At 69.2% G+C, this 24,987-nt stretch carries 21 protein-coding genes; 7 read left to right on the forward strand and 14 right to left on the reverse strand.

All coding sequences use genetic code 11. From position 1 onward, the window contains the following. Position 1: 1 nt before the first annotated feature. From HZU84_RS16450 to HZU84_RS16475, 6 genes are all read right to left on the reverse strand, one after another. On the reverse strand, positions 2–1,798 hold the full coding sequence (locus HZU84_RS16450; protein WP_149502622.1) for a branched-chain amino acid ABC transporter ATP-binding protein/permease: 1,797 nt from the start codon (positions 1,796–1,798) through the stop codon (positions 2–4). Beyond that, positions 1,785–2,822 (reverse strand): branched-chain amino acid ABC transporter permease, encoded by a 1,038-nt coding sequence (locus tag HZU84_RS16455; RefSeq protein ID WP_149502623.1) that lies wholly within the window; start codon positions 2,820–2,822, stop codon positions 1,785–1,787. The genes HZU84_RS16450 and HZU84_RS16455 overlap by 14 nt, the downstream gene beginning before the upstream one ends. Positions 2,823–2,873: 51 nt before the next feature. Beyond that, positions 2,874–4,055 (reverse strand): ABC transporter substrate-binding protein, encoded by a 1,182-nt coding sequence (locus HZU84_RS16460; protein WP_149502624.1) that lies wholly within the window; start codon positions 4,053–4,055, stop codon positions 2,874–2,876. Between the two features lie 129 nt (positions 4,056–4,184). Next, positions 4,185–4,955 (reverse strand): SDR family NAD(P)-dependent oxidoreductase, encoded by a 771-nt coding sequence (locus HZU84_RS16465; RefSeq protein ID WP_149502625.1) that lies wholly within the window; start codon positions 4,953–4,955, stop codon positions 4,185–4,187. Positions 4,956–5,033: 78 nt separating this feature from the next. Continuing rightward, the gene (locus HZU84_RS16470) at positions 5,034–6,938 is read right to left on the reverse strand and encodes a feruloyl-CoA synthase (RefSeq protein WP_149502626.1); all 1,905 of its coding nucleotides are present in this window, start codon (positions 6,936–6,938) and stop codon (positions 5,034–5,036) included. A gap of 4 nt (positions 6,939–6,942) precedes the next feature. Beyond that, positions 6,943–7,773 (reverse strand): crotonase/enoyl-CoA hydratase family protein, encoded by an 831-nt coding sequence (locus HZU84_RS16475; RefSeq protein ID WP_149502627.1) that lies wholly within the window; start codon positions 7,771–7,773, stop codon positions 6,943–6,945. 258 nt (positions 7,774–8,031) lie between these two features. Between HZU84_RS16475 and HZU84_RS16480 the strand changes: the two genes are divergently transcribed. Together HZU84_RS16480 and HZU84_RS16485 are read left to right on the forward strand one after the other, a co-directional pair. Then, positions 8,032–8,922, forward strand: a complete 891-nt coding sequence (locus HZU84_RS16480; RefSeq protein WP_149502628.1) for an amidohydrolase family protein — start codon at positions 8,032–8,034, stop codon at positions 8,920–8,922. Between the two features lie 205 nt (positions 8,923–9,127). Further along, positions 9,128–9,433, forward strand: a complete 306-nt coding sequence (locus HZU84_RS16485) for a c-type cytochrome (protein WP_149502629.1) — start codon at positions 9,128–9,130, stop codon at positions 9,431–9,433. Between the two features lie 216 nt (positions 9,434–9,649). Here HZU84_RS16485 and HZU84_RS16490 read toward each other — a convergent pair whose 3' ends face one another. The 4 genes from HZU84_RS16490 to xseB all read right to left on the reverse strand — a co-directional run bounded on the left by HZU84_RS16490 (position 9,650) and on the right by xseB (position 13,710). Beyond that, positions 9,650–10,420 (reverse strand): ferredoxin--NADP reductase, encoded by a 771-nt coding sequence (locus tag HZU84_RS16490; protein WP_149502630.1) that lies wholly within the window; start codon positions 10,418–10,420, stop codon positions 9,650–9,652. A gap of 163 nt (positions 10,421–10,583) precedes the next feature. Beyond that, positions 10,584–12,518, reverse strand: coding sequence for a 1-deoxy-D-xylulose-5-phosphate synthase (gene dxs / locus HZU84_RS16495; protein ID WP_149502631.1), 1,935 nt, complete (start codon positions 12,516–12,518; stop codon positions 10,584–10,586). A 41-nt stretch (positions 12,519–12,559) separates the two neighbouring features. Continuing rightward, on the reverse strand, positions 12,560–13,462 hold the full coding sequence (locus HZU84_RS16500) for a polyprenyl synthetase family protein (protein ID WP_149502632.1): 903 nt from the start codon (positions 13,460–13,462) through the stop codon (positions 12,560–12,562). Next, positions 13,459–13,710: an exodeoxyribonuclease VII small subunit gene (gene xseB / locus HZU84_RS16505; RefSeq protein ID WP_149502633.1), complete on the reverse strand. Its 252-nt coding sequence runs from the start codon at positions 13,708–13,710 to the stop codon at positions 13,459–13,461. The genes HZU84_RS16500 and xseB overlap by 4 nt, the downstream gene beginning before the upstream one ends. A gap of 356 nt (positions 13,711–14,066) precedes the next feature. Between xseB and HZU84_RS16510 the strand changes: the two genes are divergently transcribed. The 4 genes from HZU84_RS16510 to HZU84_RS16525 all read left to right on the forward strand — a co-directional run bounded on the left by HZU84_RS16510 (position 14,067) and on the right by HZU84_RS16525 (position 17,622). Beyond that, on the forward strand, positions 14,067–15,188 hold the full coding sequence (locus HZU84_RS16510; RefSeq protein ID WP_149502634.1) for an aromatic ring-hydroxylating oxygenase subunit alpha: 1,122 nt from the start codon (positions 14,067–14,069) through the stop codon (positions 15,186–15,188). Between the two features lie 88 nt (positions 15,189–15,276). Next, positions 15,277–16,188: a DMT family transporter gene (locus HZU84_RS16515; protein ID WP_149502635.1), complete on the forward strand. Its 912-nt coding sequence runs from the start codon at positions 15,277–15,279 to the stop codon at positions 16,186–16,188. 17 nt (positions 16,189–16,205) lie between these two features. Further along, the gene (locus HZU84_RS16520; protein ID WP_149502636.1) at positions 16,206–17,063 is read left to right on the forward strand and encodes a sulfurtransferase; all 858 of its coding nucleotides are present in this window, start codon (positions 16,206–16,208) and stop codon (positions 17,061–17,063) included. A gap of 124 nt (positions 17,064–17,187) precedes the next feature. Continuing rightward, the gene (locus tag HZU84_RS16525; RefSeq protein WP_149505140.1) at positions 17,188–17,622 is read left to right on the forward strand and encodes a universal stress protein; all 435 of its coding nucleotides are present in this window, start codon (positions 17,188–17,190) and stop codon (positions 17,620–17,622) included. Between the two features lie 24 nt (positions 17,623–17,646). Here the strand turns inward: HZU84_RS16525 and HZU84_RS16530 are convergent, their stop codons facing one another. From HZU84_RS16530 to HZU84_RS16540, 3 genes are all read right to left on the reverse strand, one after another. Beyond that, the gene (locus tag HZU84_RS16530) at positions 17,647–18,426 is read right to left on the reverse strand and encodes a TIGR00266 family protein (RefSeq protein ID WP_149505141.1); all 780 of its coding nucleotides are present in this window, start codon (positions 18,424–18,426) and stop codon (positions 17,647–17,649) included. A 147-nt stretch (positions 18,427–18,573) separates the two neighbouring features. After that, positions 18,574–19,335 (reverse strand): hypothetical protein, encoded by a 762-nt coding sequence (locus HZU84_RS16535; protein ID WP_149502637.1) that lies wholly within the window; start codon positions 19,333–19,335, stop codon positions 18,574–18,576. After that, positions 19,322–20,698 carry a M48 family metalloprotease gene (locus HZU84_RS16540; protein ID WP_149502638.1) on the reverse strand — a complete coding sequence of 459 codons (1,377 nt, stop codon included), beginning with the start codon at positions 20,696–20,698 and terminating at the stop codon, positions 19,322–19,324. Before HZU84_RS16540 ends, HZU84_RS16535 begins: the two co-directional genes overlap by 14 nt. Before the next feature lie 52 nt (positions 20,699–20,750). Between HZU84_RS16540 and HZU84_RS16545 the strand changes: the two genes are divergently transcribed. Continuing rightward, positions 20,751–21,572 (forward strand): SDR family NAD(P)-dependent oxidoreductase, encoded by an 822-nt coding sequence (locus HZU84_RS16545; protein WP_149502639.1) that lies wholly within the window; start codon positions 20,751–20,753, stop codon positions 21,570–21,572. 4 nt (positions 21,573–21,576) lie between these two features. Here the strand turns inward: HZU84_RS16545 and HZU84_RS21015 are convergent, their stop codons facing one another. Next, positions 21,577–24,966: a calcium-binding protein gene (locus HZU84_RS21015; protein ID WP_219340975.1), complete on the reverse strand. Its 3,390-nt coding sequence runs from the start codon at positions 24,964–24,966 to the stop codon at positions 21,577–21,579. Positions 24,967–24,987: the final 21 nt, after the last annotated feature.

The following is a 24,987-nucleotide window of genomic DNA, read 5'->3' on the forward strand; positions in this document are numbered from 1 at the left end:
CTCAGTGCTCGGTGCCGAGGTAGGCCGCGCGCACCTCGGGGCTGTCCTGCACCTCGGCCGGCGTGCCCTCGATCAGCTTGGTGCCGAACTCCATCACCACGATGCGGTCGGTCAGGTTCATGACGAAGTCCATGTCGTGCTCGACCAGCAGCAGGCTCATGCCCTCGCCTTTCAGCTGGCGCAGCACCGCAGCCAGTGCCTGCTTTTCCTTGTGGCGCAGGCCGGCGGCCGGCTCGTCGAGCAGCAGCAGCGCCGGGTCGGTGCACAGCGCGCGCGCGATCTCCATCAGCCGCGCCGGGCCCAGCGCCAGGTTGCCGGCCAGCTCGTGCATCTGCTCCTTCATGCCGATGCGCTCGAGCTGGCGCTCGGCCTCGCGGAAGAGGCGGCGCTCCTCGTCGCGGTCCAGCCGCAGCATCGCCTGCGCCATGCCGGCCGAGCTGCGCAGATAGCCGCCCAGCGCGACGTTCTCCAGCACCGTCATGTCCGGCAGCATCTTGACGTGCTGGAAGGTGCGGCTCATGCCGCGCCGCGCGATCTCGCGCGAGGCCAGCGCCGAGACATCCTCGCCGCGGAAGCTGACCCGCCCGGAGGTCTTCGACAGCACGCCCGAGATCAGGTTGAAGGTGGTCGACTTGCCCGCGCCGTTCGGGCCGATCAGGCCGATGATCTCGCCGGCGCGGATCCGGAACGACACATCGTTGACCGCCACCAGGCCGCCGAACTGCTTGCGCACCCGGTCGACCTCGAGCAGCAGTTCGCCCGGCGCCGGCTTGGCGCGCTCGGGCAGCGGCGCGGCGTCGGCCCAGTCGCGCACCCGGCGCTTCTCCGGCAGGAAGCGCGCGAACAGGCGCTCGATGTGCGGCCACAGGCCCTCGGAGGCGTACTTCAGCACCACCACCAGCACCAGGCCGAAGACGATGACCTCGTAGTTGCCGCTGGTGCCGATCAGCCGCGGCAGCCAGTCCTTGAGCTGATCCTCGGTCAGCTTGACCAGTGCCGCGCCGGTGAAGGCGCCCCAGACATGGCCGACGCCGCCCAGCACCGCCATGAACAGGTACTCGATGCCCTTCGACAGCGAGAAGGGCGAGGGATTGACGGTGCGCTGGAAGTGCGCAAAGAGCCAGCCCGAGACCGAGGCCAGCATCGCCGCCAGCACGAAGATCTGGACCTTGTAGCGGTAGGTGGAGATGCCCATCGCCTCGGCCATGGTCGTGCCGCCCTTGAGCGCCCGGATCGCGCGGCCGCTGCGCGAGTCCAGCAGGTGGATGACCGCCAGCGCCGCCAGCAGCGCGATCACCCAGATCACGTAGAAGTAGCTGCGACCGGAGCCGAGATCGAGGCCGAACAGGCTCAGCGCCGGCACGCCCAGGATGCCGTCGTACTTGCCCAGCATCTCCATGTTCGACATGGTGTAGTAGAGCGCCAGCGCCCAGGCGATGGTCGCCAGCGGCAGGTAGTGGCCCGACATGCGCAGCGTGACGGCGGCCAGCACCAGCGCCACGACCACGGTGATGCCCAGGCCGATGAACAGCGTCAGCCAGGGCGACAGCCCGACATTCACCGCCAGCGTGGCCGCGGTGTAGGCGCCGATGCCGACGAAGGCGGCCTGGCCGAAGGAGGTGAGGCCGGCCACGCCCGTCAGCAGCACCAGGCCGAGCGAGACGATGGCATTCAGGCCGATGTAGTTGAGCTGGGTGATCCAGAACTCGGGAACCGGCAGGACCGGCAGCAGCGCAAGCAGCGCGGCGAAGGCGATGAACCAGCGTGTACGGGCCGACACCACGTCAATCCTCCTCATGATGCGGGTCACGCAGCGAACGCCACAGCAGGACCGGCAGGATGGAGGTGAACACGATCACCTCCTTGAACGAACTGGCCCAGAACGAGCCGAACGATTCGAGCAGTCCGACGCCCATCGCGCCGACCAGGGCCAGCGGATAGCTCGACAGCCCGGCGAAGACCGCCGCGACGAAGCCCTTCAGGCCGATCAGGAAGCCCGAGTCGTAGAACACCGTGGTGGTCGGCCCGATCAGCAGGCCCGAGAGCGCGCCGATGAAGGCTGCCATCGTGAAGCTCAGCCGGCCGGCCTGCACCGTCGAGATGCCCATCAGCCGCGCGCCGACCCGGTTCACCGCGGTCGCGCGCAGGGCCTTGCCGTACAGCGAGCGCTCGAAGAACAGCCACAGCATCACGATCAGCGCCGCCGAGGCCAGGAAGATGATGATCGTCTGGCCCGAGAGCATCAGCGGCCCGGCCGAGAAGCGCTCGTCCCAGAAGCTCGGGTTGCGGAAGCCCTCGGCGCCGAAGAACAGCAGGCCCAGGCCCAGCAGCGCGAAATGCACGCCCACCGAGACGATCAGCAGCACCAGCACGGTGGCGTCGGCCAGCGACTCGTAGGCCAGCCGATAGGTCAGCCCGCCCAGCGGCGTGACGATGGCCAGCGTCAGCAGCGCCTGCGCCACCAGCGGCAGCTGCATCGGCGCCACCGTGATGGCCAGCGCCGCCACCGCCACCGGCACCGCCAGCGTCAGGCCGGCCTCGCGCAGCAGCAGCGCGGTCGGCCGGCCCTGGCGCAGGCCCTGCACCAGCGTGGTCAGCGCCACCAGCACTGCCATGATCAGCAGCAGCCAGACGGTGCCCGGCACCTGGCCGGTCTGCAGCAGCGCCAGCGTCAGCGCCCCGAAGGCGACGAACTCGCCCTGCGGGATGAAGATCACCCGGGTCACGGCGAAGAGCAGCACCGTCGCGGTGGCCAGGAGCGCGTAGACCGCGCCGTTGGTCACCCCGTCGAGTGCGAGGATGCTTGCGATCGAGAAGTCCATGGGTTCGTCTCGTGCGGGCCCGCGCTGGCAGCGGCACGGGCGGGGCGGTTGTTACTCGACCTTCCAGTCGCCGTTGACCACCTTGAGGATCACGCCGGTCTCGGTGGTGAAGCCCCAGTGGTTGTCCTTCGCATAGGTCAGGACGCCGTGCGAGACGACGGTGCGGCCCATCGTCTCGACCGCGTCCTTCAGCGCGGCGCGGAATTCCGGCGTGCCGGGCTTGCCCTTCTTCAGCGCCACCGGCACCACCTTCTCCAGCACCAGCGCCGCGTCATAGGCGTGGCCGGCGAACTGGTTGCGCGAGCCCGCGCCATGGGCCTTCTCGTACTTCTGCACGAAGTCGAGCGCGACCTTCTTCGACGGGTGGCTGTCGGGCAGCTGCTCGCCGATCACCGCCGTGCCGGAGACGACATAGGCGCCCTCGACATCCTTGCCGCCGATGCGCATCAGGTCACGGGTGGCCGCGGCATGGGTCTGGTAGATCCTGCCCTTGTAGCCGCGCTCGACGACCGCCTTGTGCGGCATCGCCGCGCCCGAGCCCGAGGCGACGATCAGCATCGCGTCCGGGTTGGCGGCCACCAGCTTGAGCGCCTGCGCAGTCACGCTGGTGTCGGAGCGGGCGAAGCGCTCGGTGGCCACCACCTTGATCTCGGGCGCGATCTTCGCGGCCTCGGCCTGGAAGTCCTTCAGCCAGCTCTCGCCGTAGGCGTCGGTGTAGCCCAGGAAGCCGACCGACTTCACGCCGAGCTTCTTCATGTGCGTCAGCAGCGCATGCGACATCACCGCGTTGGACTGCGGCAGCCGGAAGGCCCAGGCGTCCTTGCCGGCCTGCAGCACCGCCGGCGAGAACATGAAGTGCGGCGTGCTGGCGGCCGCGACGGTGTCGGACATCGCGATGGCCACCGGCGTGGCGGCCGAGCCCATGACGATGTCGGCCTTGTCCTGGGTGACGAAGCGCTGCGCGTTCTGCACGCCCTTGGTCGGGTCGGTGGCGTCATCGAGCACGATGACATTGAGCTTCTCGCCGGCGATCGAGGTCGGCCACAGCTTGATCGCATTGCCCATCGGAATGCCCAGGCCGCTGGCCGGCCCGGTCAGCGGCAGCGACACCCCGATGGTGATGTCGGCCATCGCCGCGCCCGACACCGCCCACAGCGCCGCGCTGGCGAGCAGGGTCTTCAGGAGCGGCTTGCTGGCGTTCTCTTGCGTCTCTTGCGTCTTGTGCGTCGTCATGTCTTCCTCCGGGGTCCGGTGAGGTGGTGGCACTGTGCCGTTGAGGGAAATCAAGGACCATGCGGATATTCCCGACCGTCCGGTCGGTCTATCCGTCGTCGTTCTGCATCGTGTCCTGTGTGCGCCGGTTCAGCGCGGCGCCAGTCGCAGCGCGCCGTCGAGGCGGATGACCTCGCCGTTGAGGTGGCCGTTGGCGACGATGTGGGCTGCCAGCATCGCGAACTCGGCCGGGTCGCCCAGCCGTTTCGGGAAGGGAATCGCCGCGGCCAGCGACTGCTGCACCGCCTCGGGCAGCTCGTTCATCAGCGGCGTGGCGAACAGGCCCGGCGCGATCGTGCAGACCCGGATGCCCCACTGCGCGAGGTCGCGCGCCAGCGGCAGCGTCATGCCGACCACGCCGCCCTTGCTGGCCGCATAGGCCTCCTGGCCGACCTGGCCGTCGAAGGCCGCGACCGAGGCGGTGTTGACGATGACGCCGCGCTCGCCGGCGGTGCCCTCCAGCGGCTCGAGCTTCGCGATGCGTGCGGCCGCCAGCCGGACCATGTTGTAGGTGCCCAGCAGGTTGACGCGCACCACCCGCTCGAAGTCCTCCAGCGGCGCGGGCGAGCCGTCGCGCTGGATCACCCGCTTGGCGGTGCCGATGCCGGCGATGTTCATCAGGATGCGCGCGGGTCCGAGCGCAGCCTCGGCGGCATCGAGCGCGGCCGAGACGCTGGCGCTGTCGGTGATGTCGCAGCGCAGCGCCAGGCCGCCGATCTCGGCGGCGACCGCCTCGGCGCCGGCGGCGTTGACATCGAGCACCGCGACCTTCGCGCCCTGGCGGGCCAGCTCGCGGGCGACCGCGGCGCCGAGGCCGGAGCCGCCGCCGGTGACGAGGGCGGTGTGTCCTGGGATCTGCATGGGAGGGGTTCCTTCGTGGGTCCCCGCCTGCGCGGGGATGACGGAATCAAGCGGGTGGCGTGCGGGCGCGCTCGGCGCTCAGCCGCGGCGCGGCAGGATCAGGAAGGGATCGCTCTCGCGGCCCTCGTACATCGCCTCGACCAGCGCGGCGCGGTGCTGCAGCACCGCACGCTGGTTGATCGAGCCCTTGTCGGTGACCTCGCCCTTGTCGATCGAGGGCGGCTCGGCCAGCACATGCAGCCGCGCCGGCCGGTTGGCGCTGCCGGTGCCCTCGCACCAGAGCCGGTCGGCGAGCTGCTGGAAGAAGTCGCGCACCGCGGGCGTGTGCAGCAGCTCCGGCACCGGCAGCGCCTCGGCCTCCAGCCCGTCGGCGGCGGCCAGGCGGCGGCATTCGTCCAGGCGCGGGAAGATCAGCAGGCCGATCTCGTCGCGGTTCAGGCCGGCGACCACCACGTCCTGGATGCAGGGCGCGCCGGCCAGCGTGACCCGGGCGCGCAGGGGGCCGACGCTGACGAAGGTGCCGGTCGAGAGCTTGAAGTCCTCGGCGGTGCGGCCGTCGAAGACCAGGCCGCGCGCCGGATGCGCCGGATCGACGAACTTCGCCGCGTCGCCGGTGCGGTAGAAGCCGTCTTCGTCGAAGGCGGCCGCGGTCTGCTCGGGCGCGCGCCAGTAGCCCGGCGTGACGTTGGGGCCGCGGAAGCGGATCTCGGTCTTGGCGTGCGGGTCGCCAGCGGCGCCGTCGCGCACCAGCTTGACCTCGACGCCCGGCACCGGCAGGCCGATCCAGCCCGAGCGCACATCGGTGCCGACCGCGAAGGTGCACGACGGCGCCGTCTCGGTCATGCCCAGCCCGGTGATGATGCGCACCCGCTCGCCGATCTCGGCCTCGCCGTGGGCGTCGAGCCGGTCCCAGACCGCCTGGCTCAGGCCGGCGCCGGCGAACATGAAGGCCTGGACCCGCGAGAACAGCGTGCGTCGCAGCAGCGGATCGTGGTCCATCGCGCTGGCGATCTCCTCGAAGCCCTTCGGGACATTGAAGTAGACCGTGGGCGCGATCTCGCGCAGGTTGCGCAGCGTCTCGGCGATGCCCTTCGGCGTGGGCTTGCCCTCGTCGATGTAGAGCGTGCCGCCGTTGTAGAGCACGATGCCGACGTTGTGGTTGCCGCCGAAGGTGTGGTTCCACGGCAGCCAGTCGACCAGCACCGGCGGCTCGTCGGCCAGGAAGGCCAGGCACTGGCGCAGCATCTGCTGGTTGGCGCAGATCATGCGCTGGGTGTTGATCACCGCCTTGGGCAGCTTGGTCGAGCCGGAGGTGAACAGGAACTTGGCGATGGTGTCGGGGCCGACCCGGTCGTGTGCGGCATCGCCCGTGGGGCCGGGTTCGGTGGCCAGCAGCGCGGCGAAGGGCGTGACCGGGCGCTCGTCGAGCGCGCCGGCAGTCAGCACCACCTCGACCTCGGGGCCGAAGACCGCCTCGATCGCTCGCCCGTAGGCCGGCGAGGCCGCGAACACCAGCCCCGGCGTGACCGTCTGCGCGATGTGGCGCAGCTTGCCGAAGTCCTGCGACACCAGCGAGTAGGCCGAGGACACCGGCACCACCGGCACGCCCGCCCACATCGCCCCCATCACCAGCGACAGGTGCTCGAGGTCGTTGTCGGACAGGATCAGCACCGGCCGCTCGGCCGACAGGCCGCGGTCGGTCAGCGCCTGGCCGATGGCGCGGGCGCGCTGGCGCATCTCGGCGTAGCTGATGTGAACCCAGTCGCCGCCGCTACCTCCGTCAGCCGCCGGCGTGCGCCGGGCGACGAAGGTGCGCTCGGGCGCTTCCTCGGCCCATTGGTCGAGGCAGTCGGTCAGGCGTGCCGGGTACCAGCCCAGCGGCTCGGTCGAGCGCAGCAGCAGAGGGCCGTCGTCGCGGGTCTCGAGCTGCGCGTCGACGCAGCCGCCGACACGGGCGTCACGGTAGCGGGGCGAGATGCTCATGGTCTCAGTCCTCCGACTTCACGACCTTGCCGGCACGGCCTTCGAGGAAGGCGCGCAGCCGCGCCTGCGCCTCGGGCGTGTTGCTGGCCGAGGCGGCCATCAGCGATTCGGCGAACAGGCCCTCCGACGGGCTCATCTCGACGATGCGCGGCAGCGCGTGCATCACCGCGAACGCGGTCATCGGTGCGTTGCCGGCGATCTTGCGGGCCAGCTCGATGCCCTTGGCCAGGCCGGCGCCGTCGCCGACGCGGTAGTTGACGATGCCGTAGCGCTCGCCCTGGTCGGCGTCGAAGACGCGGCCGGTCAGCATCATGTCGGTCATGCGCGCCGCGCCCATCAGGCGCGGAATGCGCACCGAGCCGCCGCCGCCGACGAAGATGCCGCGCTGGCCTTCGGGCAGGCCGAAGTAGGCCGAGTCCTCGGCGACGCGGATGTGGCAGGAGGCCGCCAGCTCCAGCCCGCCGCCGACCACCGCGCCGTGCAGCACCGCGATCACCGGCACGCGGCCGAACTGGATCGCGTCGAAGGCGGCATGCCAGCCGCGCGAGTGCAGGATCGCGGCGTGGATGTCGCGCTCGACCAGCTCGGAGAGGTCCAGCCCGGCGCAGAAGTGCGCGCCCTCGCCGCTGACCACCACCGCACGCACGTCGGCGGGCAGGTTGACGAAGGCGGTGTGCAGCTGCGCGATCAGGCCGTCGTTGATCGCGTTGCGCTTGACCGGGCGGTTCAGGCGGATGTGCAGCACCGCGCCGTCCTGGCTGATCTGCAGCAGCTCGAGGCCGGCCAGCAGGCCGGTCGCGGGGGTGAAGGTGGCGTCGGGGGCAGGCGTGCTCATGTCGGGGCGGCGATGGGGGAGATCCGGGGCGTCTGACGGGCGCTTTGCAGGCCCTGATGCTTAGGAAATATAAGTATCTGGCTGTGCCCTGGATCTCCATGAAAACCCTCGACTCACCAAATTCAACTTCCGTGCGGTGCGTTTTTACGGGTAAACCCTTGGTGTAGGGCTATTTTTTGATTACAGAATTTAAGCAAATGATCCGCAAGATCACCGACAAGCTGCCCACCAGACCGCCCACCAGACTGGACCCCGCCGATGAACACCGATGACCTGATCGCGATCGACATCCACACCCATGCCGAGGTGTCATGCTGGAACCCGTTCGACAACTACGGCGAGGAGTACGACCGCGCCGCCGACAAGTACTTCGGCTCGAACCGGCGCCCGACCATCGCCGAGACGGTCGCCTACTACCGGGAGCGCAGGATCGGCCTGGTGATGTTCACCGTCGACAGCGAGAGCAAGCTGGGGCGCCGGCGCATTCCCAACGAGGAGATCTGCGAGGCGGCGAAGGCCAATTCGGACATGATGATCGCCTTCGCCTCGATCGACCCGCACAAGGGCAGGATGGGGGCACGCGAGGCGCGCCGCCTGATCGAGGAGCATGGCGTCAAGGGCTTCAAGTTCCACCCGACGGTGCAGGACTTCCTGCCCTACGACCGCATGGCCTGGCCGATCTACGAGGTGATCGCCGAGTACAGGCTGCCGGCGATCTTCCACTCGGGCCACTCGGGCATCGGCTCAGGGATGCGCTGCGGCGGCGGCCTGCGGCTGCAGAACTCCAACCCGATGCTGCTGGAGGACGTGGCGATCGACTTTCCCGACATGGAGATCGTCATCGCGCACCCGAGCTGGCCGTGGCAGGACGAGGCGCTGAGCCTGGCGCTGCACAAGCCCAACATCTGGATCGATCTCTCGGGCTGGAGTCCGAAGTACTTTCCGCAGCAGCTGGTGCAGTACGCCAACACGCTGCTGAAGGACCGCATGCTCTTCGGCTCGGACTATCCGCTGATCACGCCCGAGCGCTGGATGAAGGACTTCGACGAGGCCGGCTTCAAGGACAAGGTCAAGCCGCTGATCCTCAAGGACAACGCGATGCGGCTGATGCGCCTGGGGCCCTACCGGGAAAGCGCTGCGTCGGTCTGAGGCGCGGTGTCACGGAGTTGAGCACTGTTCGCGGCATTTGTCCCGCACCTGGTGGGGTGATCCGCGTCGGCACAGGGTAAGCACTGTCACTGGGCGGGGGGCAGGGCCGTTGAATCACACGGCACGCGGCTTGCTGATGACGCCGCGGCCCGGCCGGCTCACCGGCCGAACCTGTCCGATCAACGCCCCGTATCGAGGAGACCCCATGAAGTTCGTCGTGCTGTCCGCCCTGGCTGCCACCCTGTCCCTGTCCGCCGGTCTGTCGCAGGCTGCCGACGGCAAGGAAATCTACAACCAGAGCTGCGCGATGTGCCATGCCGCCGGTCTGGCCAATGCGCCGAAGCTCGGCGACAAGGCCGCCTGGGAGCCGCGTCTGAAGGCCGGCAAGGACGGCCTGGTCCAGTCCGCGCTGAAGGGCAAGGGTGCGATGCCCGCCAAGGGCGGCAACCCGAAGCTGACCGATGAGCAGATCGGTGCCGCGGTCGACTTCATGCTGGCGTCGGTCAAGTGAACCGGGCCCGCCAGCCGGCCGGATGACCGGATTGCACAAATTTGTTGCAAACTAGTGAAACTTCTTGAATATCAACGACTTGCGAGTCGGTTCAGACAGTAATCCCCAGGGTTGTCCACAGGCACTGTGGAATGGCGGGCACAAAAAAAGCGCGACGGCTGTCGCGCTTTTTTCATTGGGGGATGGGGCAGGCGATGGTCGCTCGCCCTGCCGCGCTCACTGCTCGGCGAAGGCGCGCTCGATGACGAAGTCGCCCGGCTTGGTGGTGTTGCCTTCGGCGAAGCCACGCTCTTCCAGCATCTTCTTCAGGTCGCGCAGCATGGCCGGGCTGCCGCAGATCATCACGCGGTCCTCGGCCGGATTCAGCGCCGGCAGACCGAAGTCGTTCCACAGGCGGCCGTCCTCGATCAGGTCGGTGATGCGGCCCTGGCGCTCGAACGGCTCGCGGGTCACGGTCGGGCAGTAGATCAGCTTGTCGCCGATGATCTCGCCCAGGAACTCGTGGTTCGGCAGGCTCTTGAACAGGTCCTGGTAGGCCAGCTCGGCGACCTCGCGGCAGCCGTGCACCAGGATGACCTTCTCGTAGCGCTCGTAGGTCTCGGGGTCCTGGATGATCGACAGCCACGGCGCCAGACCGGTGCCGGTGCCGAACAGGTACAGGCGCTTGCCGGGGTTCAGGTAGTCGACCAGCAGCGTGCCGGTGGGCTTGCGGCCGACCAGGATCTTGTCGCCCGGCTGCAGATGCTGCAGGCGCGAGGTCAGCGGGCCGTCCGGCACCTTGATCGAGAAGAAGTGCAGCGTCTCTTCCCAGTTCGGGCTGGCGATCGAGTAGGCGCGCAGCAGCGGCTTGCCGTCGACCGGCAGGCCGATCATCACGAAGTGACCGTTGGAGAACCGGAACGCGGTGTCGCGGGTGGTGGTGAAGCTGAACAGGCGATCGGTCCAGTGATGCACCGAGAGCACGGTCTCTTCGTTGAAGGCTTTCATGGCGGCAGGATCAAGAGCGAGTGAAGCCCCACCCGGTATCACAGGTCGTCGCCTGTGGCAAGTGAAAGTGGGGCGAGCAAAGGTGCCGAGGATAACCGAATCCGCGCGGGATCAGGGTTTGTCCGGTGCATCCGCGGTTGACTTCAACCGTGTTCAGCCGTGTTCAACCATTGACCACGGTGCGCAGCGTGGTCGGCGGGTTGATGAATCGTTCGGTGATCGCGCGCTCGATGCCGGCGGCATCCAGGCCGCACTGCGACAGCAGCACCGCCGGATCGCCGTGATCGATGAAGCGGTCGGGCAGGCCGAGCTGCAGCACCGGCACCGTCAGGCCGAGCGCATTCAGATGCTCGGTGACCGCGGAGCCGGCGCCGCCCGTCACGCAGCCTTCCTCGATCGTCACCAGCGCGTCGTGGCTGCGGGCGAGCTGCTCGACCAGCGCGCCGTCGATCGGCTTGACGAAGCGCATGTCGGCCACCGTCGCGTCGAGCTTCTCGGCCGCGGCCAGCGCCGGATGCAGCAGCGTGCCGAAGGCCAGGATGGCGACGCGCCGGCTGCCGGCCGCGCGGCCGGCAGCAGCCTGCGTCGATTCGCGGCGCACCACGCCCTTGCCCCATTCGATCTCGTCGAACTCGCGGCCGGCCTCGGCGCCGATGCCGCTGCCGCGCGGGTAGCGCACCGCCACCGGGCCGCCGTGGCGGTAGGCGGTGGTCAGCGCGCGGCGCAGCTCGGACTCGTCGGAGGGGGTCAGCATCGCCATGTTCGGGATGCAGCGCACGAAGGCGATGTCGTAGGCGCCGGCGTGCGTCGCGCCGTCGGCGCCGACCAGGCCGGCGCGGTCCAGCGCGAAGACCACGTCGAGGTTCTGCAGCGCCACGTCATGGATCAGCTGGTCGTAGGCGCGCTGCAGGAAGGTCGAGTAGATGGCGACCACCGGCTTGAGGCCCTCGCAGGCCATGCCGCCGGCGAAGGTCACCGCATGCTGCTCGGCGATGCCGACATCGTGGTAGCGGGCCGGGAAGCGCTTGTGGAACTCGACCATGCCGGAGCCCTCGCGCATCGCCGGGGTGATGCCCACCAGCTTCATGTCGGCGGCGGCCATGTCGCACAGCCACTGGCCGAAGACCTGCGTGAAGGTCGTCTTCGGGGCGACGGCCGGCTTGACCAGGCCGACGGCCGGATCGAACTTGCCGGGGCCGTGATAGGCGATCGGATCGGCTTCGGCGAGCTTGTAGCCGTAGCCCTTCTTGGTGACGACATGCAGGAACTGCGCGCCCTTGCGGTCGCGCAGGTTCTCCAGCATCGGGACCAGCGCGTCGAGGTCATGGCCGTCGATCGGGCCGACATAGTTGAAGCCGAACTCCTCGAAGATCGTGCCCGGCACCACCATGCCCTTGGCGTGCTCCTCGAAGCGGCGCGCCAGCTCCAGCAGCGGCGGCGCGTTCCTCAGCACCTGCTTGGCGCTCTCGCGCGCGGCGGCGTAGAAGCGTCCGCTCATCAGCCGCGCGAGGTACTTGTTCAGCGCGCCGACCGGCGGGCTGATCGACATGTCGTTGTCGTTCAGGACCACCAGCAGATTGGGCACGCGGCCGGCGTGCGGCATGCCGCCGTTGTTCAGTGCCTCGAAGGCCATGCCGGCGGTCATCGCGCCGTCGCCGATGATGGCCACGCAGTGGCGGCTCTCGCCCTTGAGCTGTGCGCCCAGCGCCATGCCCAGCGCCGCCGAGATCGAGGTCGAGGAGTGCGCGGTGCCGAAGGCGTCGTACTCGCTCTCGTCGCGCTTGGGGAAGCCCGACAGGCCGCCGGCCTGGCGCAGCGTCGGGAAGCGCTCCTTGCGGCCGGTCAGGATCTTGTGCGGATAGGTCTGGTGGCCGACGTCCCAGACCAGGCGGTCGTCCGGCGTGTCGAAGACATGGTGCAGCGCGATCGTCAGCTCGACGGTGCCGAGGTTGGACGACAGGTGGCCGCCGGTGCGGGCCACATTGCGCAGCAGGTAGTCGCGCACCTCGGTGGCGAGCTGCTTGAGCTCGGGCCGGGACAGGGCACGCACATCGGCCGGGGACTGGATGCGGTCGAGCAGCGGAGTAGGCAGGGTCATCGCGAGGGATCCGTCGAAGGGCGCGTCGGCGCGTCAGGGCATCAGGAGACGCGGTCGATGACGCGGTCGGCCAGGACCGCCAGCGTCGAGGTGTCGGGCAGGTCGCTGGTCTCGAGCGCGGCGCGCGCGCGGGCATGCAGCGCGACGGCGCGGGCGCGGGCACCCTCGAGGCCGAGCAGCGAGACATAGGTCGGCTTGTTCTGGTCGGCGTCCTTGCCGGCGGTCTTGCCCAGCACCTCGGAGTCCTGGGTGCAGTCAAGAATGTCGTCGACCACCTGGAAGGCCAGGCCGATCGCCCAGCCGTAGTCCGACAGCGCCGCGGCGGCGCGTCCGGGCAGCTCGCCACAGGCCGCGCCCATCATCACGCTGGCCTGCAGCAGTGCGCCGGTCTTGCGGCGGTGCATGTCCTGCAGCTGCGGCTCGGTGAGCGGGCGGCCGACGCTGGCCAGGTCGATCGCCTGCCCGCCGGCCATGCCCTCGACACCGGAGGCACGCGCCAGCAGGCTGCACAGCCGCGCTTGCAGCGCCGGGGGCACCCGGTCGCGGCCGTCCTCGGCCGGTGGAGTCAGCACCTCGAAGGCCAGCGCCTGCATCGCGTCGCCGGCCAGCATGGCCTGGGCCTCGCCGAACTCGACATGCACCGTCGGCTTGCCGCGACGCAGCACGTCGTTGTCCATGCACGGCATGTCGTCGTGGATCAGCGAGTAGGCGTGGATCAGCTCGACCGCGCAGGCCGCGCGCATCGCCGCTTCGGCATGGCCGCCGACGGCCTCTGCCGCAGCCAGCACCAGCAGCGGGCGCAGGCGCTTGCCGCCGTCGAGCACGCCGTAGCGCATCGCCAGTCCGAGGCTGGCCGGGGCATCTGCGCGGACATGGGTGCTCAGCGCGGTCTCGACCGCTGTCAGCTGCGCAGCCACCCAGTCATCGAAGGCAGGGCGCTTCATGAGGGATCGCTCCAGGGTTTGAGCTGCCCGTCGTCGAGCATCCTCACCTGCTGCTCCACCTCGTCGAGCCGGGCACGGCAGAAGCCGAGCAGCTCGGCGCCGCGACGGTAGCCGTCGAGCAGCTGGTCGAGCGGCAGCTGGGCGGACTCCATCGACTGCACCAGCCGATCGAGTTCGGCCAGCGCGCTTTCATAGCTCTCGGGCTCGCGGGCGCTGGGGGAGGAGGGGGCGGAGGCGCTCTTGGGCATGGCGTCTGGGGGAAAGGGCTCGATTGTAGAGGGCCGCTCCTGCTGTCACCGTGCATCGTGGGTGACGCGCCGGTGACGATGAGGCCGCTCCCTCAGGCAAGCCGAAAGATCGTCGCATGTTGTATCCGGTCGACACACGCAGACGCAGCGGGGGCATGGACGCCACGTGGGCAGCGCGATCGATGAGCTCGGCTACAATGTCAGGTTCGCCCTGGGCGACACCGCCCACCCCGGTCCGGCAGCATGCCGCTGCACTCATGCCTCCCATGTTTCCAGCATGGGGCAGGCGCCCAGTGGTCTGGGACCATTTCCGTGGGGTGGTGGTTCGACATGGATTTTTGGAGATCCTGGGGATCATGTCCGACCTGAGCACACAGCAAGCTCTCCTTCGCAGCCGCACCCAACTTCCGGTGACCAGCTATTTCGACCCGGCGCTCTACGAGCAGGAGATGAAACTCATCTTCGATGCCGGTCCCCGCTATGTCGGGCACGAGCTGATGGTCCCGGCGCGGGGTGATTTCCATGCGCTTGCGCAGGAACGCGAGGGCCGCGCGCTGATCCGCACCGACAAGGGCGTCGAGCTGGTCTCCAATGTCTGCCGCCACCGTCAGGCGGTCATGCTCAAGGGCCGCGGCAACACCGGCGGCAACCTGGTGTGCCCGCTGCACCGCTGGACCTACGACCTGGGCGGCAAGCTGATCGGTGCGCCGCACTTCAGCGAGGATCCGTGCCTGAACCTGCGCAACTATCCGGTGCGCACCTGGAACGGCCTGGTCTTCGAGGACAACGGCCGCGACATCGCCGCCGACCTGGCGAACCTGGGCCCGAAGGATGTCCTCAACTTCGAGGGCTACCAGTTCCACAACGTCATCCAGCACGAGTGCAACTACAACTGGAAGACCTTCATCGAGGTCTATCTGGAGGACTACCACGTCGGTCCGTTCCATCCGGGGCTGGGCAACTTCGTCACCTGCGACGACCTGCGCTGGGAGATGGGGCGGGACTACTCGGTGCAGACCGTCGGCACCGCGCCGGGCATCGGCGAGGCGCTGGGCCGGCCGGGCAGCAAGGTCTACGAGCGCTGGCATGAGCAGGTGCGCCGCTTCCAGGGCGGCGTGGCGCCGAAGCACGGCGCGATCTGGCTGACCTACTACCCGCACATCATGATCGAGTGGTACCCGAACGTGCTCACGGTCTCGACCGTGCATCCGATCAGCCCGGAGAAGACGCTCAACACGGTGGAGTTCTACTACCCCGAAGAGATCGCCGCCTTCGAGCCCGAGTACATCGAGGCCCAGCAGGCCGCCTACATGGAGACCTGCATCGAGGACGACGAGATCGCCGAGCGCATGGACGCCGGCCGCCGCGCGCTGATGGAGCGCGGCGACAACGAGGTCGGCCCCTACCAGAGCCCGATGGAGGATGGCATGCAGCACTTCCACGAGTGGTATCGCCGCGTCATGGACTTCAAGGACTGATGTTCGCGCACTGATCGCTGCCTGCGGCCCCTGACGGCCGCCGCACGTCGCCGCACCCGGGGAGGCCCGGGCCGTTAGCATGCCGGGCATGAATGCTCCGATGCTGATGGTCCTGGCCTCCCTTCTTTTTTCGCTGATGGGGGTGTGCGTCAAGCTCGCCAGCACGCAGTTCGGCACCGGCGAGATCGTGATGTACCGCGGCCTGGTCGGCGCGGTGGTGATGGCGGTGCTGGTGCGCGCGCGCAGGCAGTCGCTGCGCACCGCCGTGCCGGGCATGCACCTGTGGCGTGGCATCGTCGGCGTGTCGGCGCTGTGCCTGTGGTTCTACGCGATCAGCGGTCTGCCGCTGGCCACCGCGATGACGCTCAACTACATGTCGCCGATCTGGATGGCGATGTTCCTGATCGGCGGCTCGGTGCTGCTGGGCGGCGCGCGGGTGGATGCGCGGCTGGTGGCGACCGTGCTGGCCGGCTTCGTCGGCGTGGCGGCGATCCTGCGCCCGAGCATCGACCGCGACCAGCTCTGGTTCGGCGTCGTGGGGCTGTTCTCGGGCATGCTCTCGGCGCTGGCCTATCTGCAGATCACCGCGCTGGGCCGCGCCGGCGAGCCTGAGACGCGGGTGGTCTTCTATTTCTCCTGCGCCGGCACGCTCGCAGGCCTGGCGCTGACGCTGCTGCAGGGCGGCCCCAGCGGCGGCCATGACCTGCGCGGCCTGCTGCTGGTGCTGGCGGTGGGCGTGTTCGCCACCGCCGCGCAGCTGGCGATGACCCGCGCCTTCTCGATCGGCCGGCCGCTGGTCAATGCCAGCCTGCAGTACCTGGGCATCGCCTTCTCCTTTGCCTGGGGCGTGCTGCTGTTCGACGATCCGGTCCATCCGCTGGCACTGCTGGGCATGGCGATGGTGGTGGGCTCGGGTATCGTCGCCACCCGGCTGCGCCATGCCGGTGCCGCGCCGCGCCGCGGTGCCTCCGACACGCTGCCGCCCGATCTCGAGTCCTGATCCTGCCGCCCCACACCATGACGATCTCCCCCGACTTCTCCTCTCCGCTGATCTCCGCCGAGGCGCTGAAGGCTGCGCTCGGCCGTGTGCGCGTGTTCGACGTGCGCTTCGACCTGGCCCGGCCGGACGCCGGCGAGGCCGCCTGGCGCGAGGCTCATCTGCCCGGCGCGCACTACCTGCACCTGGATCGCGACCTGAGCGCCAAGGACGGCGTGCCCGCGCTGTGCGGCGGCCGCCATCCGCTGCCGACGCGCGAGGTCTTCGCCGCCACCGCCGCACGGCTCGGCCTGACGCCGGACACGCCGGTGGTGCTGGTCGACGCGCAGGGCGGCATGTTCGCCGCGCGCGCCTGGTGGATGCTGCGCTGGATCGGCGCGCGCGACGTGCGGGTGCTCGACGGCGGCCTGGCCGCATGGCGCGCGGCCGGCGGCGCGCTGGAGCCGGGCGAGGTCGCGCCCGCCGCGCCTGGGCCCGCCTGGCCGCTCGGACCCGAGCCGGAGGGCCTGCGCCTGACCGCCGACGCGCTGGCGGCGCAGCTGGGCCGCGTCGCGCTGCTGGATGCGCGTGCGCCCGAGCGCTACCGCGGCGATGTCGAGCCGCTCGATCCGGTGGCCGGCCACATTCCCGGTGCGCTGAACCGCCCCTTCAGCGCCAACCTCGGGCCGGACGGCCGCTTCCTGCCGCCCGAGGCGTTGCGTGCGGCCTTCCAGGGCCTGGCCGGCGCGCGTCCGGTGGTGCACCAGTGCGGCTCGGGCGTGACCGCCTGCCACAACCTGCTGGCGATGGCGGTGGCCGGCCTGCCCGGCGGCGCACTCTATGCGGGCTCGTGGAGCGAGTGGTGCCGCGACCCGGCGCGGCCGGTGGCGCAAGGCTGACGCTGCCCTTGCCGTCCTTGCCGTCGGTGCGGTTCTTGATGAAGCTCAAGCCGCGCCTGGCCGTGCGGCGCATGATCGGTTCACCCCTTTTGCTTTCCAGTCCGCAGGAGTTCCGATCATGTCCATGTACAAGCGCATCCTGGTGCCGACCGACGGCTCGGAGATCACCGCCAAGGCGGTCGAGACCGCGGTGACGATGGCCCGGGCCTTCGGCGCGACGCTGCTGACGCTGGCGGTCAAGGAGCCCTTCCCGTACAGCGCGATCACCGAGATGCAGCCGATCCCGCCGCAGGAGTTCTTCGATGCGCAGGAGCGCATCGCGGTCAAGCATCTCGATCAGGTCAAGGCGGCCTGTGCCGCCGCCGGCGTCGAATGCCTGGCGGCGGCGGTCGAGGCCGCCCATCCGTGGGAGTCCATCATCGACTTCGGCAAGGACCAGGGCGCCGACCTGATCGTCATGGCCTCGCACGGCCGCCGCGGCGTGGCCGCGCTGCTGCTGGGCAGCGAGACCCAGAAGGTGCTGACCCACAGCACCGTGCCGGTGCTGGTGGTGCGCTGATCTCGCTGGGGCGCCGGGTGCGCCTCAGCGGTTGCCGCCGAGGAAACCGCCGAGCAGCGAGCCCTCGTCGCTCGACGAGCCGCCGGTCTGCGGCGCGGCGGCAAACACCCGGCTGGCCAGGCGCGAGAACGGCAGGCTCTGCAGCCACACCGTGCCCGGGCCGGTCATCTTCGCGAAGAACAGGCCCTCGCCGCCGAAGAGCGCCGTCTTGATCTTGCCGACGTACTGGATCTCGAAGTCCACGTTCGGCGTGTAGGCCACGACGCAGCCGGTGTCGATCAGCAGCGTTTCGCCGTGGCGCAGCTCGCGGCGCAGCACCGTGCCGCCGGCATGCACGAAGGCCAGACCGTCGCCCTCGAGCTTCTGCATGATGAAGCCCTCGCCGCCGAAGAATCCCACCGAGAGCTTCTGCTGGAAGTGGATGCCCAGCGAGACGCCGCGCGCCGCGCACAGGAAGGAATCCTTCTGGCAGATCAGCATCCCGCCGAGCTGGCGCAGGTCCATCGGCAGGATCTTGCCGGGATAGGGTGCGGCGAAGGCGACGCGCTGCTTGGCGTGGGCCTGGTTGCTGTAGACGGTGGTGAACAGCGACTCGCCGGTGATCAGCCGCTTGCCCGCGCCGAGCAGCTTGCTCATGAAGCCGCCCTCCTGGCGACCGCCGTCGCCGAAGACGGTGTCCATCTGGATGCCGCCCTCCATGAACATCAGGCTGCCGGCCTCGCCGATCGCGGCCTCGCCGGGGTCGAGCTCGACCTCGACGAACTGCATCTCGGCGCCCTTGATCTCGTAGTCGACCGCATCCATGCGGCCGCCGGGCACCGGCGCCTGGCCGAAGGAGGACATCGGCGACGGTGCGGGTGCCGGTGCGCCGGACGGCGTCGGTGCGGGACTAGGGGCGTTGTAGGAGGAGAAGAGTGACATGGCGTTCAGTTTTGGACGACGTGTCCGCGATCATCGCACCAGCGGTGCGCGCAGCCGGGCAAAGTCCCGGGGAGCCACATACTGCAGCACGGGTTTGCCCCGGCCCTGCGGGTCGAGCGAGACCACCAGGCCGCGCTCCGGGTAGAGCAGATGCACCTGGCCATCGGCCGAGCCGATGCGCTCCGGCGCCGGTCCGAAGCGCTCCAGCGCCACCGCCTCGTCGAAGCGCGCGGCCGGCAGGAAGGTCAGCGCGGCCAGCGTGGCCTGCCGGGCCTGCATCGCATCGTCGAACCTCAGCGTCAGCCGGTAGCTGCCGCTGGGCTGGGGTTCGCGCTCGGTGGCCTGGTCGGCCCAGCGCTGCAGCGTGGCGGCTTCGGCCGCGCCGGTCAGCACCAGCCGGCCCTGCACGAAGCCGGCGCGCACCGTCTCCAGATAGGCCTCCAGCGTCAGCGTGCCCTGCGGATCGCGCACCAGCGCGACCTTCATCTCGGCCGCCTCGGCCGGCCAGCTGCGCTCGATGCGCGCCAGCGGATCGCGCCCCGGCGTGACGCCGAAGACCTCGGTCAGGCCATCGCCCAGCGGCGTGATCTGCCAGGGCAGCAGCCGGGCGGCGTCGGCGCTGGCGGCCGGCGGCGGTCCGCCGCGCAGCTGCTGCCAGGCCCACGGCGCCATCAGCGCGACGACCAGGAACAGCAGCGTGCCCAGCAGCAGCAGCGCCACCATCCGGCCGGTGCCGACGCGGGGCGCCGGGGGCGGGGAGACATTCGGATCGGTCGGTTCAGCGGACGACATGGCCCATCGCTTTCAGTCGGTTGGCGGAGAACTGCGCCGCCTCGCCCTGGCGGCTAATCTGCAGGAAGCGCGCATAGTGCTCGGCCGCACGGCGGTCCTGGCCCATGCCGTCGAGCGAGACGGCCTTCAGGAACAGCACGCCCGGATCGCCTGGCAGCACCCGGTCGTGCTGCTCCAGCGCGGCGTAGGCCGCACCGGGGTCGCGCAGGCCCAGATGCAGGGTCGCGGCCAGCTTGTGCGCCTGCGCCTCCTGCGGGTAGATCGCCCGGGCGGTCTCGACATGGCGCTGCGCCTCGCGGGCCTGGCCCTGGGCCTGCAGGCACTGGCCCATGCGCAGATGGGCGGCGTAGTCGCGCGGGGCGACCTTCAGCGCCTGGGCGAACTGGCCCTGCGCCTCGCCGAGCGCCTTGCGGCCCATCGCCAGCTCGCCGTTCTTGCAGGCCTGGATGGCCGGACGAATGCGGCGCAGGCTGGCGGTCGAGTCCATGAAGCGCTCGCGCTGGCGCGGTGCGCTGCGGCTGCCGGCGTACTGGGTGCGGGCCAGCTCCTGCGCGCGGGCCATGCGGTCGGTGCTCATCGGGTGCGAGGAAAACATCGTCTCCAGCAGGCCCGGCTTGTCCTTGTGCTGGCTGACCAGCAGCTGGTGCAGCCGGGTCATGCCCTCGGCCGGATAGCCGGCCTGCACCAGATAGTCCTGGCCGAGCGCATCGGCCTGATGCTCATGCTCGCGCGAGTAGCTCGCCAGCATCGCGCTGGCGCCGAGCTGCGAGCCCAGACCCACCAGCGGCGACCAGGCCGAGTCCTGGGTGGCTGCCGCCAGCGACACCACCGCCACCTGCGCGACCAGCGCCTGGCCCTGGCGCTGCGCCGCATGGCGCGCGTTGACATGCGCCAGCTCGTGGCCGAGCAGCGCCGCCAGCTCCGATTCGTCCTGCAGCTCCACCAGGATGCCGCGGGTCACGCCCATCGCGCCGCCGGGAAAGGTGTAGGCGTTGATGTAGTTGGCGTTGAGCGTGCGGTAGCTGTAGGGCATGTCGCGGCGCTGGGTGCGCTGCTGCAGCGTGCGGCCGACCGTCCCGACATAGCGGTTGACCTCGTCGTCCTGCACCGCGCCGAGGTCCTGCGAGAACTGGTGCGGCGCCTGCTGCGCGTCGATCTGGCGCTCCTGCTCCTCGCTCATGCCGACCAGGATGCGCTCGCCGGTCACCGGCGAGACCGCGCAGCCCGACAGGCCCGACGACAGCGTGCCGGCCCCCAGGCTGGCGCCGAACAGCCAGAGCGCATCGCGCCGGCTCGGGCGGTTGCGCCGCAGTCGCGCGGCGAGATCGGGCGGGGTGCTGGAGGGAAGATCGATCGGTCTCATGGGGGTGATTCTAGGCACCCGGGTCCGACGCGGTCCGGCCGACAATCCAGGCATGAACCCGACCTCCTCCCTCGCCGCACCGTCCTGCGGCCCGCTCGATCGTCTTGATCATCTCGTCATCCTGACCGGCGCCTCGCGCGGCCTGGGGCTGGCGATGGCGCGTCGCCTGCTGGCCGGCCCCGGCCTGCTGCTGGTGGGCATCGCGCGCCAGCCCGATGCGGGGCTGGACACGCTGGCCACCGCTCACGGCAGCCAGCACCTGGCCTGGCCGCTGGACCTGAGCGACGCGCCGGCTGCGGCCGCGCGGCTGTCGGCCTGGCTGGCCACGCAGCCGCCGGCGCGCTGGCGCCGCGTCACGCTGATCAACAACGCCGGCGTGATCCCGCACATCGGCCCGCTGGGCGAGGATGCGCCCGGCGCGCTGTCGGCCGCGCTGCGTGTCGGCCTGGAGGCGCCGATGCTGCTGACGGCCGCGCTGCTGGGCGCGACCGCCGGCTGGGCGGCGCGTGCCGGCGGCGAGGTGCGGGTGCTCAACATCTCGTCCGGCCTGGGCCGGCGCGCGATGGCCGGCAGCGCCGCCTACTGCGCCGCCAAAGCCGGCATGGACCATTTCAGCCGCGCGGTCGCGCTGGAGGAAGCGGCCGGCGCGCACCCTGCGCGCATCGTCTCGCTGGCGCCGGGCGTGATCGACACCGACATGCAGGTGCAGCTGCGCGGCGCCGACCCGGCCGGATTTCCCGACCACGGCCGCTTCATGCATCTGCAGTCGGCCGGCCTGCTCGACAGCGCCGACGCGGCCGCCGCCAAGGTGCTGGCCTGGCTGGATCGGCCGGACTTCGGCGTGCAGCCGGTGGCGGATGTGCGCGAGGGCTGAGGCCTCAGCTCCAGCTGGCCGCCAGCACCGGCGCGAGCAGCATCTGCTGGCCGGCTGTCAGCGAGGTCTGTCCAGCTGCCGGCGGCACCATCGCCGCCATCGCGCTGACCAGCGCATCGACCTTGGTGTCGAGCAGGACGCGGCCAGTGCTGGTGCGGATCTGCTCGACATGGCCGGCCTGGCCGAGATACCAGTCCTGGATCGTCACCTGGTCCGACGTGCCGATCACGCTGATCTGCAGGTTGTTGCCGCTGCGGCTCAGCCAGAGCTGGTCGTGACCGATGCCGGACTGGAACAGGAGCTGGTCGCTGGCGGCGCCCGCATTCTGCGATTCGACGACGAGATCGATGCCATCGCCGCGCGAGAACAGGTAGGTGTCCGCTCCGGCGCCGGCCCAGATCGTGTCGTTGCCGGTGCCTCCCTGCAGCGTGTTCTGGCCACCGCCGGCATAGAGTCGATCGTCACCGCTGTCTCCGCTCAGAAGATCGTTGCCATCGTTGCCTGCGACCGTGTCGTTGCCATCACCACCGTAGACCTGGTTGTTTCCTGCACCTCCGATGATGGTGTCGTTGCCGCCCATTCCGTAGATCGTGTCGTCGCCGTCCAGACCGTACAGCTCGTTGGATCTTTGGCTGCCGACGATCACGTTGGCAGAAGCGTTGCCATACCCGAACCATGCTGAGCCGATCATCGTCAGATTCTCGACATGGGCATTCAGAGTCCATTCGGTCACTGAAGAGATGACCGTGTCGGTCCCTTCACTGGCGAATTCGATCGTCTGGTCATACATGTGGTTGACGACATAGGTGTCATTGCCTGTACCCCCATACATGACATCCATCCACGAGCCGCCATCCAGCCAGTCATCGCCTTCATAGCCCAGGAGCGTGTCGCTGCCCTCCATGCCGCTGAGCGTGTCGGCCAGGTAGGAGCCGCGGATCGAATCATTGCCTGCGGTGCCGGTGAGGGCCAGGGTGCGCAGCGCGTCGGGGCCCCACTGGCTGCCGTCGGCGAAGCGCACGATCTGAGCGCCCGAGAGCCGGCCGCCCAGATCGGCGCCCTGCATCGGCACCCACGGATTGCGGTACATGTTCAGCGTGACCGAGTCGGTCGTGCCGCGTAGCGACAGCACGAGGTCGTTGCCGGAGAGCGTGACCGCGACATCGGCCTGGGTGATGCTGGCGCCGAACTGGAGCGTGTTGTTGCCGAAGGCGGTGTCGGTGCGTGCACCGATCACGTCCTGGCCGTCGCCGCGGTTGAAGACGAAGGTGCTCGCGCCGAGGCTGCGCAGGACATCGTTGCCGGTGCCGCCGGTGATCATGGCGTTGCCGTTGGCGGAGATCGTGTCGTTGCCCGCGCCGCCCAGGATCGTGTCGGCGCCTTCGAAACCGCCGTTGATGGAGTCGTTGCCGTCGCCGCCGAGAATGGAGTCGGCGTGGATCATGCTGCCGATGATCGTGTCGTTGCCTGCGCCGCCGTCGATCGTGTTGCTGCCGTAGCCGCCGTCGAGCCAGTCGTTGCCGTCCAGGCCGTAGATCGTGTTGGCCAGATCGTTGCCGGTGATGACGTTGGCCAGTTCATTGCCGGTACCGGTCAGCGCCTGGCCTGTCAGGATCAGGTTCTCGACGTTGGTGCCGAGGGTCCAGCCGCTGACGCTGCTGATGACCGTGTCGGTCTCCATGAAGTCGTAGGGAGATTCGAAGACCCCATCCTGGAGGCTGTCGACGATGTAGGTGTCGTTGCCGGAGCCGCCGACCAGCCAGTCAGCGCCGGTGCCACCGTCAAGCCAGTCATTGCCTGCTCTGCCTGCCAGCGTGTCGTTGCCACTGCCGCCATACAGCATGTCGTCACGGAAACTTCCGGTGATGGTGTCGTTGGCTGTCGTGCCGGAGAAGATGATGGTTTTCAGGTCATCCAGGGTCCAGGACGAGCCATCCGCGAAACGCACCTGCTGCACGCCGCTCATGCCACCACCGATGTTGAATCCTTCGCCTGACGGGTGACTGGAGTTGTAGAACTGGTCGATCGTCACCGAATCGGTCGTGCCTCGGATACTCAGCACAAGATTCTTGTTGACCACCGACAGCTCGATGTCGCCTTTGCTGATGTTGCCAGTGAACTGCAGTGTGTTGGCTGGATTGGCCCAGTCGGCATGTCCTCCGATGGTGTCTTGACCATCTCCGCGGCCGAAATAGGCTGTCATGGACCCCATGCCACCTGTCTGGAGCATGTCGTTGCCCGCACCTCCGTGGAAGGTCAGCGATCCCATGTTGCCGCGGAGTGTGTCGTTGCCTGCACCTCCGTAGAGACTGTCGTTGCCTTGCAGGCCATGCAGAGAGTCATTGCCGTCCCCTCCGAACAGCAAATCGTCTTCGTTGTAACTGCCAATCAGCGTGTCATTGCCACTGCCTCCATCAATCGTGTTGCTGCCCAGGCCGCCGTCGAGCCAGTCATTGCCCTCAAACCCCTCCAGCAGGTCGCTGCCAGCGCCGCCACTGATGGTGTCGGCCAGAAAGGAGCCACGAATCGAGTCGTTGCTGGCGGTACCAGCGAAGACGATCGCCTTGAGGTCTTCAAGCGTCCATTGGCTGCCATCGGCGAAGCGCACGATCTGCGCGCCGGTCATGCGCGTACCTATGTCTGCACCGCTGAAGGGCGAGGGCGCATAGAACTGTTGCAGCGTGACAGTGTCGGTCGTGCCGCGCAGACCCAGCACCAGATCGTTGCCGGAAACCCTCACGTCGACGTCTGCCTTGGCGATGCCTGCACCGAACTGCAGCGTGTTGGCGAAGAACGCGGTGTCAGGGCGTGATCCGATGGTGTCCTGACCATCGCCGCGGTCGAACAGGATGGTGGCTGCACCGGTGCGCGCCGAGATGACATCATTGCCCGTGCCACCGCGGATCAGGGTGCCCAGACCGTTGCCGACCAGCGTGTCGTTGCCAGCCCCGCCGAGCAGTGTGTCTGCACTGTCGCCACTGCCGCCGTCGATCCAGTCGTTGCCGTCCTGGCCTGCCAATGTGTTGGCCAAGGCATTGCCGATGATGATGTTGTCGAGGGTGTTGCCGTTGCCGGTCAGTGCGGAGCCTGACAGGGTGAGGTTCTCGAGGTTGGCGCCGAGGGTCCAGGAGACGGAGCTGATGACGGTGTCGGTGCCGGCACCGGCCTGCTCGGTGATGCGGTCGAGGCTGCTGTCGACCAGGTAGGTGTCGTTTCCGCTGCCACCGACGAGGCTGTCCGCTCCGCTGCCGCCGATCAGGGTATCGTCGCCCGCGCCGCCATCGAGCGTGTCGTTGCCGTCACCGCCGTCGAGCAGATTGGCGATCTCGCTGCCGGTGATGCGATTGTTCAGGGCGTTGCCTGTGCCTTGCCGTGCCGCACTGCCGCTGAGCACCAAGGTTTCCAGATGGTCGCC

The sequence above is a fragment of the Sphaerotilus sulfidivorans genome, assembly GCF_013426975.1.
Classification (GTDB): Bacteria; Pseudomonadota; Gammaproteobacteria; order Burkholderiales; family Burkholderiaceae_C; genus Sphaerotilus; species Sphaerotilus sulfidivorans.

Coding starts and splice junctions, on each gene's coding strand:
- HZU84_RS16450 (WP_149502622.1), bottom strand. CDS start 1,798: ATGAGGAGGATTGACGTGGTGTCGGCCCGTACACGCTGGTTCATCGCC.
- HZU84_RS16455 (WP_149502623.1), bottom strand. CDS start 2,822: ATGGACTTCTCGATCGCAAGCATCCTCGCACTCGACGGGGTGACCAAC.
- HZU84_RS16460 (WP_149502624.1), bottom strand. CDS start 4,055: ATGACGACGCACAAGACGCAAGAGACGCAAGAGAACGCCAGCAAGCCG.
- HZU84_RS16465 (WP_149502625.1), bottom strand. CDS start 4,955: ATGCAGATCCCAGGACACACCGCCCTCGTCACCGGCGGCGGCTCCGGC.
- HZU84_RS16470 (WP_149502626.1), bottom strand. CDS start 6,938: ATGAGCATCTCGCCCCGCTACCGTGACGCCCGTGTCGGCGGCTGCGTC.
- HZU84_RS16475 (WP_149502627.1), bottom strand. CDS start 7,773: ATGAGCACGCCTGCCCCCGACGCCACCTTCACCCCCGCGACCGGCCTG.
- HZU84_RS16480 (WP_149502628.1), top strand. CDS start 8,032: ATGAACACCGATGACCTGATCGCGATCGACATCCACACCCATGCCGAG.
- HZU84_RS16485 (WP_149502629.1), top strand. CDS start 9,128: ATGAAGTTCGTCGTGCTGTCCGCCCTGGCTGCCACCCTGTCCCTGTCC.
- HZU84_RS16490 (WP_149502630.1), bottom strand. CDS start 10,420: ATGAAAGCCTTCAACGAAGAGACCGTGCTCTCGGTGCATCACTGGACC.
- dxs (WP_149502631.1), bottom strand. CDS start 12,518: ATGACCCTGCCTACTCCGCTGCTCGACCGCATCCAGTCCCCGGCCGAT.
- HZU84_RS16500 (WP_149502632.1), bottom strand. CDS start 13,462: ATGAAGCGCCCTGCCTTCGATGACTGGGTGGCTGCGCAGCTGACAGCG.
- xseB (WP_149502633.1), bottom strand. CDS start 13,710: ATGCCCAAGAGCGCCTCCGCCCCCTCCTCCCCCAGCGCCCGCGAGCCC.
- HZU84_RS16510 (WP_149502634.1), top strand. CDS start 14,067: ATGTCCGACCTGAGCACACAGCAAGCTCTCCTTCGCAGCCGCACCCAA.
- HZU84_RS16515 (WP_149502635.1), top strand. CDS start 15,277: ATGAATGCTCCGATGCTGATGGTCCTGGCCTCCCTTCTTTTTTCGCTG.
- HZU84_RS16520 (WP_149502636.1), top strand. CDS start 16,206: ATGACGATCTCCCCCGACTTCTCCTCTCCGCTGATCTCCGCCGAGGCG.
- HZU84_RS16525 (WP_149505140.1), top strand. CDS start 17,188: ATGTACAAGCGCATCCTGGTGCCGACCGACGGCTCGGAGATCACCGCC.
- HZU84_RS16530 (WP_149505141.1), bottom strand. CDS start 18,426: ATGGATGCGGTCGACTACGAGATCAAGGGCGCCGAGATGCAGTTCGTC.
- HZU84_RS16535 (WP_149502637.1), bottom strand. CDS start 19,335: ATGTCGTCCGCTGAACCGACCGATCCGAATGTCTCCCCGCCCCCGGCG.
- HZU84_RS16540 (WP_149502638.1), bottom strand. CDS start 20,698: ATGAGACCGATCGATCTTCCCTCCAGCACCCCGCCCGATCTCGCCGCG.
- HZU84_RS16545 (WP_149502639.1), top strand. CDS start 20,751: ATGAACCCGACCTCCTCCCTCGCCGCACCGTCCTGCGGCCCGCTCGAT.